Genomic DNA, 10,634 nt, shown 5'->3' with positions numbered 1-10,634 from the left:
GGCATAGGAGCACCCCGTCGGGTAACTTCTATGCCTCTAAGCTTAGTATTTTTTTATACCTACCCCAACCCAAAAAGAACCGCCCCAACCAACCCGGTCAGAACGGTTCTCAGAAGTTTTCAATTTATAGGTTAAGCACTCTGCTTGGGTGACGCCAACCGCTTGTAGAAGACCCAGTAACTCCAGATGAAGTAGACCAGGACAATCGGCAAGATGGAGAAGGTCAGAATAGTCATCAGATGCAGCGTGTACGGCGAGTTCGACGAGTTCTTAATCAACAGGCTGTACGCCGGATTGTTGGCGACCATGACCCGCGGGAACAACCCGTTGAAGATCAAGACTACCACGCTAATCAACGACAGGCCACTGCCCACGAAGGATAACCATTCGTGGTTGCCCAGGACACCCCAGTAAGCCAACGCGGTGACCACGACCAGGAAGGCCACGATAACCGTGGTGCTCAATGGCTTCTTCTGGAAGAAGTCGGTGTAGACGAACAGCAGGATGGCGAAAACCACTTCCCCGGCGAATAGAACCGGGTAGAGAATCTTGTTCCAAGCCCGGGCCCGGTCACGCAGGCCGCCCTCGGTCTTCAACCGGATAAAGTTCAAGCCGTGGACTAGGCATAAGACGGTCACGGCGACCCCACCCACGATGGAGAACAGGTTGACGTAATCCGTGAAGTGCGCGGTCATATCACCATTTTGGTCAATCGGCATCCCCTTGATCATGGCCGTGAACAGCATCCCGAAGAGGAACGCCGCGCAACCACTCCCAATGGTACCGGCCCATTCCCAGAAGGTCTTCCAGGTCTGCGTCCGCATGTTCGCCCGGAACTCGAAGGACACGCCCCGGAAAATCAGGGCGGCCAGAATCAGGAACAAGACCAGGTAGAAGCCAGAGAACAACGTGGCGTACCACATCGGGAACGAGGCGAACATCGCCCCGCCGGCCGTAATCAGCCAGACTTCATTGCCGTCCCAGTGCGGGCCAATCGTCCGAATCACGACGTCCCGTTCCGCATCATCGCGGGCGAAGCTCTTGATCAGCATGCCGACCCCGAAGTCGAACCCTTCGAGGAAGAAGAAGCCACTGAACAGGACGCCAATAAGGATAAACCAGAGTAATTGTAAGTTAGTCATGGTTGAACGCCCCCTTCGAGTAAGGATCAATATCAGTGTCACTGGCCGCATAGCCGTCGGTATTGTCCGCGCCCGGTCCAGCCTTTAGGGTCCGGTGACTCAGGACGATCATGACGACCCCCATGCCGGCAAACATCAGGAAGTAGATAATGTTTGAGGTCAGCAGCGAGGCCACGGAAACGTTTGGCGATACCGCATCCGCGATAGTCAACAAGCCGTAGACCACCCACGGGTACCGACCGAATTCCGTGATGAACCAACCGCAAGTGTTCACGATAAATGGTAGCCACAGGCAGATACCCATGATATACAGGAACCAGCGTTGCTTCATAATGGCTTGCGACTTCTTACGGTTCATAATCAGCCCAACCACGGCAATCAAGGCAAATAACGCGGCGGCACCGGACATAATCCGGAAGCTCCAGAACAAGGTATTGGTTGGCACGTAGTAGTTGATGTCTTTACCGAATTTCTTATCGTACTTGGCGTGTAACTCTTTATTGGCCTGGTTCATCCCAGTCACGGTCCCGGTCAATTTATGGTAACTCAATAGGTTCAAAACATACGGAACGTCCACGGACCAGGTGGTCTTGTGCGCCTTGGTATCAAAGCCCGCAATGGCCGTCCATTCACCCTTTTCCGTCGAGTTCTTGTAGAGCCCTTCCATGGCCCCGACCTTCATTGGCTGGTTGTTCAGCAGGTAACGCATCTGCGTGTCCCCACTGGCGATGGAGCCTAATGAGAAAATCAAGCCGATGACCAAGGCCACCTGCAGGGACTTCCGGTAGAACGTGACGTGGTCCTTCTTCAGCAACCGCCAAGCGGAGCAACCCGCAATGACAAAGGCAGCGGTTACAAATGCCCCGAAAATAACGTGGGGGAACTCGTTCCAAAGTTGGGGGTTCCCCACGATGGCACCGAAGTCGACCATTTGAACGTGGCCGGTCTGCTTGTTAATGATGTAGCCCAATGGGTTCTGCATGAAACTGTTCGCAGCCAAAATCCATAGTGCTGATAGAGAAGACCCAAACATAACCAGCCAAATAAATAACGTGTGGACCCACTTATTGAAGCGGTCCCAAGTGAACATCCACATGCCGATGAACGTGGATTCCATGAAGAACGCGGCTAACGCTTCGATGGCTAACGGCGCCCCGAAGATGTCCCCCATGAACCGTGAGTATTCCGACCAATTCATCCCGAATTGGAATTCTTGAATGATCCCGGTCACGACCCCCACGGCGAAGCTATACAGGAAAATCTTGCCCCAAAACTGGGCCATCTTCTTGTAGTCTTCGTCGTCTTTAACGGCGTACATCGTTTCCATAACGGCAACGACAAAGGCCAACCCGATGGAAAACGGAACAAAGAAGAAATGGAAAACGGTCGTCATCCCGAATTGGAATCGTGCTAAGCCTAGAATATCTAGACCAACATTAAGCATTGTTCTAACCTCCCCAAACGTTATGTGTATGAATAAATAATTGCTAGCTTATCCTCATTATATCGAGTGATAAGCCAATATTCAATGATTCACCTTGATGTTTTGCGCAAAAGCTTCTTTTTCTGTCCATTTTTCTGACATTATGGCAGCTCAACTAAGTAACATATTTGAAGAAGTGTGCTACTGGGCTTCTATGGTGGGGGTCATGCGCCTTACCGGGGCACAACTAGCGGATTCAGACGGCCCCAACAGCCGATTGGCAGGGCCGTGACGCCAGTGGGCACGACTTTGAGCTTCGCCCAACCCGCGAATCTCAAAGCTCGGCCTTAGCCTAAGGCCAGGAACCCGCTGGCCTAACGCTAATCTCACCGGCTGGGCCCTATCGGCTGCTGGGGCCTAACGGTAGTGATCGTGTTTTTGGCACGCGAGGTCCAATTTAACGGCTAGTGTGAGCCGAGAGGTCGGCCAGACAGGGCTCAGCCGTGAAATTTTCCTTGGTGAGCGTCTTTCAGCTCGCCTAGGAAAAGGCCCAGCTTCGAGACCGCTCTGTGGCTCGAAGTGGTGCCCACGGCGTTCCAGCCTTGTCTGGCCGACCGGTAAGGCGCATGGGTAAGCGGATGCACCATCCCCCGTTTGCTGAGCGGTTAAACCTGATTTTCCCCGCTAAATGATACGGTAAATGGCGGGAGACGTGCTACACTAGGGACAGTCAATTTTACCCTCAAGGAGGTCTTTTTCATGACGGAACGTATCTTATTACTTTATCCCCTGACCCCGGACCAGCGGCATCGCTTGGACGCGCTGGACGCAGAATTCTACACGCCCGACACCTACCAGGACGCCACCGGGCCCATCACCAGCATCTTCGGCTGGAGTGCGCTGGGTGATCAGGCCTTAAAGGACCCCCGCAACCAGGTCCACTGGATTCAGACCTTTAGTGCCGGCATCGACTACCTGCCGCTCGACTGGTTGGCCGAACACCAAGTGGCCCTGACCAACGCCAGTGGCGTCTACTCACCGGCCATCGCCGAATCCACCATCGGGTACCTGCTCTACTTCCTGCGGGGCTTCGACGGGGCTGTGCAGAACCAAGCCGGCCACTTCTGGCAACAACCGAACCGTAACGACCTGCACAGCCTGTCCGAACAGCGGGTGGTCATCTACGGAACCGGGAGCATCGGCCAAGCCATCGCGAAGCTTCTCCGCGGTTTCGGTAACGCACCTTACGGGGTCAACCGCACGGGCCACCCCGTCGACGGCTTCCAGCAGACCGTCAGCCTGGACCACGATGCCGAACTTTTAAAGGACGCCGACATCGTGATCAACAACATGCCGGCTACTGACGCGACCATCCACTACTTCAACGCCGCCTTCTTCCAACAGTTGACCGGCTTACGGGTCTTCGTCAACGTCGGCCGGGGCAGTTCCGTGAACACCACCGCATTGATGCAGGCCTTAGATAAAGGAGAAGTTCTAAACGCCGCTTTAGACGTCTTCGAGACCGAACCGCTTCCTCGTGAATCCAAACTCTGGGACTACGCTAACGTCTTAATCACGCCACACCAGACCGGATTCTCCGTGGCCAACAACCGGCCCATCTTCGAACTGTTCTACCAGAACCTCACCAGCTACCTCGCCGACGGGCACTTGGCCGTGAACCAAGTCGACCCTCAACGCGGGTATTAAGTCTACGAGTGGAACCAAAGGCGATTAGCCAGTGAGCATTAACGTCATAAGTCGGATACTGGCTTACGGGGTTAAGCGGAGCTAGTTACCTTTGGTCGCACGTTTCAGCACCGCAACATTAGTGACAAGAACAAAAGAGGTCTGGGAATTTTGTCCCGGACCTCTTTTAGGTCACCTGGTAAAGTTAGTCGTCTCCGAATGCTTAAGGATTGTAAGCTAGCCATGAATTCTAAATTGGCCGCCTCGCCTTACCCCCTTACTCGTGCTAGGCTAAAACTACAAGGGGGAGATAACAATGAGACACAAAACTATCGTGATGGGGACCACGTTTAGTCAACCAACGTTTAAGAAGCGGGCAATGACGATTATTTCGCCGTTTATCAATGAGCCGTTCGTTCAACAACTGGTCTGTGTGAACTACGATCCACAACGCCGCGATCCGGCCGATTGTTCCGTCGTGCTCTACTCAAAATCTCACCAATTCCTGGCTTTGAAGGATTGCTCCGGCGAGGAAGCTCACCAGCCGCAGAACATCCTCCAACTCTCCGACGCCAACGAGGTCTTCCACACCGACGTAGACGCGGATTCCATTTTCCTGCATCAATTCTAAAATTTATGTTGACGCTAAATTGCAAATGAATTCGGTCCCGGCAACCGCTAGAGCCGTGACGCCTGTGGGCACGATTTCAAGCTTCGCCCAACCCGCGAATCTTGAAACTCGGCCTTGGCCTAGGCTGAGAAAACCACTCAGCCAACGCCAATTTCACTGGCTGAGCTCTAGCGATCACCGGGACCTTACGTTAGTGCTCAACCAATCCAGGTTGATGCCCAATTTCTGTGTAAGCCGTGAGGGCGGCCAGACAGAGCTCAGCCGTGAAATTATTCTTAGTTAGCGTTTCTCAGCCGGCTTAGAATAAAGTCCAGCTTCAAGACCGCTTTTTGGCTCGAAGTGGTGCCCACGGCGTTCCAGCCCTGTCTGGGCGCCCGGTAAGGCGAATAAAACCACAATAGTTGTTTAAAAGCGTCAATTTCTTTCATCCAATAAAACTAGGCCCGCAAGTTCACGTACTTACGGGCCCTTTATCATAACCAAAAACACTGAAGAAACGAATCGTTTCTCCAGTGCTTAATCGTTAACTATTCAGTTTTTAACGTTAAATCTAAGATTGGGTCGCCTTGGTGGACCGTACCGGTTGTCTTCGCCGGTTTGAATGGTGCTAAATCGCCATGGTTGGTAACCACCACCATTACGGTATCATCCAGACCCGCCTTGTGGATGGCTGGGGCCCAGAACTCAATCAGCTTCTGTCCGGCCGCAACGTGCTCGCCCTCTGTCACGTATTGGACGAACCCAGTCCCCTGCATGGTGACCGTGTCGACCCCAATATGGATCAGTAACAAGACCCCGTTATCCGACCGCAACCCAATCGCGTGGCGGGTCGGGAAAGTCGCCTCGACCACTCCGTCGAACGGCGCGCAGACCTCACCGTCACTAGGCTTGATGGCAAACCCTTCGCCCATCTTTCCCGAAGCGAAGCTCTGTTCGGCCACCTGTTGTAAGGAGACCAGTTCCCCGCTCACGGGAACCTGAACCGTCGTGGTACCAGCGAGTTCTTGTTGGATATCCTCGGGATTCTGGTTAGTGTCCAGGTGTTCGTGCCAAGTCTTTTCCAACTCGTCCACGATTTGGGCGTGTTGCTTTTCATCCAGCGTGACCTTCTTGAAGAAGATAAAGGTCCCCGCCAGAACCAGCAGCGTCGGTAAGCCGAACATGAAGAGCTTGAAGACCAATTGACCGTGACCAGTGATGTCGCCGGCCGTTGCCCCCGTAGTCATTCCAGCCAGAACCGCAGCAATCCCCACGATCCCGTTGGAGATCGCACCCCCTAATTTATCCAGCAAGGGCCGGACAGACAGGGTCAGGGATTCGTCCCGGTGTCCGAACTTCAATTGCCCGTATTCCACGGAGTCACTCAAGATCATCAAAACTACCAAGAAAATCAATGGTTGCGGAATGAAGAACAGGACCGCGGAGAACAGGACCATCGGCAGAGAATCCCCGGCGACCGTGAAGCAAGCCAGTGAGACCAGCATGATGGCGATTGAGATGAAGAAGACTTTCCGCCGACTGAACTTCCGCGCTAGGGGTGGGAAGGCCAAGACGGAGAAGACCCCGATGACGGCGTTTAACGTCGCCAACAGACTGAATTGCCCGGGTTTCCCCAGAATATAAGTAAAGTAGTAGAATTCCATGGCGTTAGTGATGGCGATTCCGGACGTGTAGAGCCCGTAAGTCAGCGACAGCCACATCAGCTGGTCGTTACGGCCCAAGACCTTGAAGACCCCGCGCACCGTGGTCTTTTCGGTGTTCTTCCGCAACTCAGAATCATTTTCCTTAGTTCCCAGCCCCACCACAATAGCGGAAATCCAGGAGAGCAGTGCGATAATCAGCCCAAAGGCGAACCACCCGCGCGTATCCCCTTGGCCGTGGTTGGCGTTTACGGAGAAGAAGACCACGATGGGCGTAACCACGACCCCCACGATGTTGGCCCCGATGGTCGAGCCGACCCGGGCGTAAGTCGCGGTCTTTTCCCGTTCGACCGAGTCAAACGAAATCGCCGGAATCATGGACCAGAACCCCACGTCCTTGAAGGAGTAGAAGATGTCCATGGTGATATACAGAATCGCAAACAAAATTAAGTACAGAATCGGGTTCTTGGTGTTCAAGCCCCCCATGTTGGTGAACAGGATGGCCAAAACGATGGACCCAATCGTCCCCCCGGCAATGATCCAGGGCTTGAAGTGGCCCCACTTCGACCGGGTGTTGTCGATAGCGTTCCCAATCAGCGGATCAATGGCTAATTCCACGAACCGCAGGACGAAAATGATTGCTGTGATGGCCGCAATCATCTTACTTTGCGCCCCGTCCGTCTTATCGAACAAGTGCGCCGTGACAAACATAATAAAGTACGTGGACAACGTTGAATAAAAGGCATCGTGTCCAAACGCCCCAAATGAATAGGATAACCGGGAAACTAACTGCCGGGACTTGCTTTCTGCGGCTTCCGGTTGCTTTTGATTGACCATGTTACTCGCCTCACCATTCTATTCGACCGCATTGCGCGGCCAAATCATCTTATTGATTTTATTTTGTAACTGATACTGCATGGTACATCCGCCTTACCGAGCGACCAGACAGAGCTGGAACGCCGTGGGCACCACTTCGAGCCACAGAGCGGTCTCGAAGCTGGGCCTTATTCTAAGCTGGCTGAGGAACGCCAACTAAGAATAATTTCACGGCTGAGCCCTGTCTGGTCGCCCTCACGGCTCACGAAAACACTAAGCTGATTTCTAACCACCTGGGGAGGCAAACCCGAGTATTAAACCTGATAAAATCACCATTTTCAATACAGGCCTCCCGCCCTGGCAATCACTAGACTCAGGCTCACTGACCATCCGCTGGCCGGCCAACTACTCTAGTCGGTAAGGCACTGATTCCAACTAAAATTAAACCGCTTCGACGATGAACAACTGGGCGCTGAAGTCGCTGGAGTATCCCTTGGCCGGCTTCACAGACGGCACGAAGTACCCCGCCGCCATCAGCTCGGTCCCGGAGAAGTGCTCCGCCCCGCCGTTGACCGTGTACTGTCGTTTAGGATCCAACCCCTGGAAGAACTGGCGCTGGTACGGCGCGTTGGGGTGATTCAACAGTTGGTACCGCCCGAAGATGCCTTGAGACTGGTCGGACGCCACCACGCCCCAGCTGGTCAGATTGCCATCATCGGCAAACGGACTGTCGATTCGGTAGAATTTACCGAACTGGAAGAGCTGTCGGTACTGGTGGTAAAAGGCTACCTGTTCCTTGATCTGCTGTAGCTCATCCGGCGTCATCTGGGTGATGTCTAACTCGTAACCCAGGTCCCCGAAGAAGGCCACTGCGCCCCGGGTAGTCAGTGACGTGATCCGCCCGTCCTGCTCGTTCGGCACCGCAGAGACGTGGGCGCCCATCATAGCTTGCGGGTACCCGTACGATGTGCCGTACTGGATCTTCAAACGCTCCACGGCATCCGTATCATCACTGGTCCAAGCTTGGGGAGCGTAGTACATCATCCCCAGGTCGAACCGTCCGCCCCCGGACGCGCAGGACTCGAACAAGACGTCCGGATAAGCCTGCGTCAACCGGTCATACAGGTCGTAGACTCCCAGAATATAGCGGTGGGCTAACTCCAGTTGGTTGGTCGCCGCCAGCTGATGGCTGAAGGCTTCGGTGATGTTCCGGTTCATATCCCACTTGATGTAATCCAGGTGGGTCTCATCGATAATTTCACTGATCCGTTGTGCCAGGTAGTCGATCACGTCTTTGCGCGACATGTCCAAGACGAACTGGTGCCGGCTAGGCGTCAACTCCGCATTCGGGTCGCCAATCAGCCAATCCGGATGGGCCCGGTAGAGGTCGCTGTCCTTGGAGACCATCTCCGGTTCAAACCACAGTCCCAGTTGCATATCTAGTGCGTGGACCTGGTCACAGAAGTGCGATAAGCCCTGCGGGAACTTAGGCTGATTGGTGAACCAATCGCCTAGCGACGTGGTGTCGTCGTTGCGGTGGCCGAACCAGCCGTCGTCCAAGACGAACATGTCGATTCCCAGGTCGTGCGCCTGGCGGACGATGGTCATGAGTTTGGCTTCATCGAAATCAAAGTAAGTGGCTTCCCAGTTGTTGATCAAGACCGGGCGCTCCTGGTTAGCAAACTTCGAATTTACCAAGTGGTGCTGGTAGAAGTCCCCCATCTGCTGGGACAACTGGTTGAGCCCCGCCGACGTGTAGCTCAAGATGGCTTCCGGCGTCTGGAAGGTACTCTCTGGTACCAGGTTCCAGGCGAACTCGGTCGGATTGATTCCGATTAAAACTCGGCTGGTGGCGAACTGGTTGACCTCAACGCTATCGTTGAAGTTCCCCGAGTACACCAGGTTCAGGCCATAGGCGCTTCCCTGGGTCTCGGTGGTCTCCGGTCGAGCCAGCATCATGAACGGGTTCTCCTGGGCACTCGAGGCGCCACGGAGACTGGCGATACTTTGACTGCCCGGCCGCAATCGGTTGCGGTACAGGTGCCGTTCCCGGGCCCAGTCGCCGGCGAACTGGAGAAAATCGTACCGATCGTCCGGCAGATCCAGCTGAGCGCTGTAGGCCGTGTTCAGGGTAACCGCCGTGGCCGTTGGGTTCTCGAAGGTCGCGCTGCGGACGATGACATCCTGGTGCGGGAAGACCGCGTAGTTTAGGTGCTGTAAGACCCCCGTCAACCGGTCCTTCAAGGTGATGGTCAACGTCTGCGCACCGTCTTGGGTGTCATCGAAGGTTGATGGTAACTTGGGTAACCGCTGCTTACCCGCCGTCAGCTGATAGTCTTGGTAAACGAATTCGGAGATCCGACTACCGTTGGGCTGCGTCAGCTGAAAGGCCGGGTAGCGGTAATCCCCCTTCCCCAAGCTCGCGTACTCGGTCTTGACCAGTTCCGGTTGAAAGTCCGGCAGGTCATCGTGCCAGGTCGGGGTCCCGCCCCGCTCCTCGCGCGCGGTGAGGTTGGGATAGGCGTCTTTGACGGGAATCCGGTCGCCGTAGTAGACCTGTCCTAAGGTCTGGTTAGGCAGTATTTCAACGATGTAGCTGGTGTGGTCGGTCTGTAGATGAAAGACCGTGGCCGCTGGATTAATGGTGATCGACATGGTGACGTTCCTCCTGACTTGGAATCTCTAGATCAATGGTTTCCTGTTGATAATAGGTGCGCCGGTCGCGGTCATCGATGGGCCGCTGCACGGTGGCGGGGGTCCCATAAGCCACCACGTTGGCCGGCAGGTCCTTAGTGACCAGGCTGTCCGCGCCCACCACGGTATTCTCGCCAATGGTGACGCCGGGCAAGACCGTGACGTTGGCGCCCAACCAGACATTTTCGCCTAAATGAATCGGGCGGTTATACTGGTAGGCACGCCTGCGCAGATGGGGCTCGACCGGGTGGCCCGCCGTGGCTAACGTCACGTTGGGCCCCAACATGGTGTGGTCGCCGATGAAGATATCGCCGTCGTCGACCAGCGTTAAATGAAAGTTGGCGTAGATCCCCGCCCCCAGATGGACGTGGTGGCCACCCCAGTTGGCATAAAATGGTTGTTCTAAGTAACAGTCCGGCCCTACCGTTGCCAGGTGTGCTTGGAGCCACCGACTCCGGCCGGCAGTATCGGTAAAGGGTAACTGGTTATACTCGGCCAGAGCCGCCTGGTAGCGGGTCTGTTCGGCCATCAGACTGGCCTCACTGGGATCGTAGAGTTGACCGGCTAACATCCGCTGGCGGTTCTCCGCCGGGGTGATGTCG

The 10,634-nt window shown here is 54.9% G+C and carries 7 protein-coding genes; 2 read left to right on the top strand and 5 right to left on the bottom strand.

Annotated elements, in window-relative coordinates:
- Positions 1-131 precede the first annotated feature (131 nt).
- Positions 132-1,142, bottom strand: coding sequence for a cytochrome d ubiquinol oxidase subunit II (gene cydB / locus FD30_RS03835; protein WP_056943948.1), 1,011 nt, complete (start codon positions 1,140-1,142; stop codon positions 132-134).
- On the bottom strand, positions 1,135-2,586 hold the full coding sequence (locus FD30_RS03830) for a cytochrome ubiquinol oxidase subunit I (RefSeq protein WP_056943947.1): 1,452 nt from the start codon (positions 2,584-2,586) through the stop codon (positions 1,135-1,137). Before FD30_RS03830 ends, cydB begins: the two co-directional genes overlap by 8 nt.
- Positions 2,587-3,324: 738 nt before the next feature.
- Between FD30_RS03830 and FD30_RS03825 the strand changes: the two genes are divergently transcribed.
- On the top strand, positions 3,325-4,272 hold the full coding sequence (locus FD30_RS03825; protein WP_056943946.1) for an NAD(P)-dependent oxidoreductase: 948 nt from the start codon (positions 3,325-3,327) through the stop codon (positions 4,270-4,272).
- Positions 4,273-4,567: 295 nt separating this feature from the next.
- On the top strand, positions 4,568-4,882 hold the full coding sequence (locus FD30_RS03820; protein WP_056943945.1) for a hypothetical protein: 315 nt from the start codon (positions 4,568-4,570) through the stop codon (positions 4,880-4,882).
- 527 nt (positions 4,883-5,409) lie between these two features.
- Here FD30_RS03820 and FD30_RS03815 read toward each other — a convergent pair.
- The 3 genes from FD30_RS03815 to FD30_RS03805 form a co-directional block, all read right to left on the bottom strand.
- On the bottom strand, positions 5,410-7,359 hold the full coding sequence (locus FD30_RS03815) for a sugar MFS transporter (RefSeq protein WP_056943944.1): 1,950 nt from the start codon (positions 7,357-7,359) through the stop codon (positions 5,410-5,412).
- A gap of 420 nt (positions 7,360-7,779) precedes the next feature.
- Positions 7,780-9,993, bottom strand: coding sequence for an alpha-galactosidase (locus tag FD30_RS03810; RefSeq protein ID WP_056943943.1), 2,214 nt, complete (start codon positions 9,991-9,993; stop codon positions 7,780-7,782).
- On the bottom strand, positions 9,977-10,603 hold the full coding sequence (locus FD30_RS03805; RefSeq protein WP_056943942.1) for a sugar O-acetyltransferase: 627 nt from the start codon (positions 10,601-10,603) through the stop codon (positions 9,977-9,979). Before FD30_RS03805 ends, FD30_RS03810 begins: the two co-directional genes overlap by 17 nt.
- Between the last annotated feature and the right edge of the window lie 31 nt (positions 10,604-10,634).

This window comes from Levilactobacillus namurensis DSM 19117 (assembly GCF_001434785.1).
In the GTDB taxonomy this organism is placed as follows: Bacteria; Bacillota; Bacilli; order Lactobacillales; family Lactobacillaceae; genus Levilactobacillus; species Levilactobacillus namurensis.
This window is presented reverse-complemented; position numbering and strand designations above follow the sequence as displayed.

Excerpts from the sequence above, each read along its gene's own strand:
- FD30_RS03830 (WP_056943947.1), bottom strand. The coding sequence starts at position 2,586 with ATGCTTAATGTTGGTCTAGATATTCTAGGCTTAGCACGATTCCAATTC.
- FD30_RS03805 (WP_056943942.1), bottom strand. The coding sequence starts at position 10,603 with ATGTTAGCCGGTCAACTCTACGATCCCAGTGAGGCCAGTCTGATGGCC.
- FD30_RS03815 (WP_056943944.1), bottom strand. The coding sequence starts at position 7,359 with ATGGTCAATCAAAAGCAACCGGAAGCCGCAGAAAGCAAGTCCCGGCAG.
- FD30_RS03820 (WP_056943945.1), top strand. The coding sequence starts at position 4,568 with ATGAGACACAAAACTATCGTGATGGGGACCACGTTTAGTCAACCAACG.
- FD30_RS03825 (WP_056943946.1), top strand. The coding sequence starts at position 3,325 with ATGACGGAACGTATCTTATTACTTTATCCCCTGACCCCGGACCAGCGG.
- FD30_RS03810 (WP_056943943.1), bottom strand. The coding sequence starts at position 9,993 with ATGTCGATCACCATTAATCCAGCGGCCACGGTCTTTCATCTACAGACC.
- cydB (WP_056943948.1), bottom strand. The coding sequence starts at position 1,142 with ATGACTAACTTACAATTACTCTGGTTTATCCTTATTGGCGTCCTGTTC.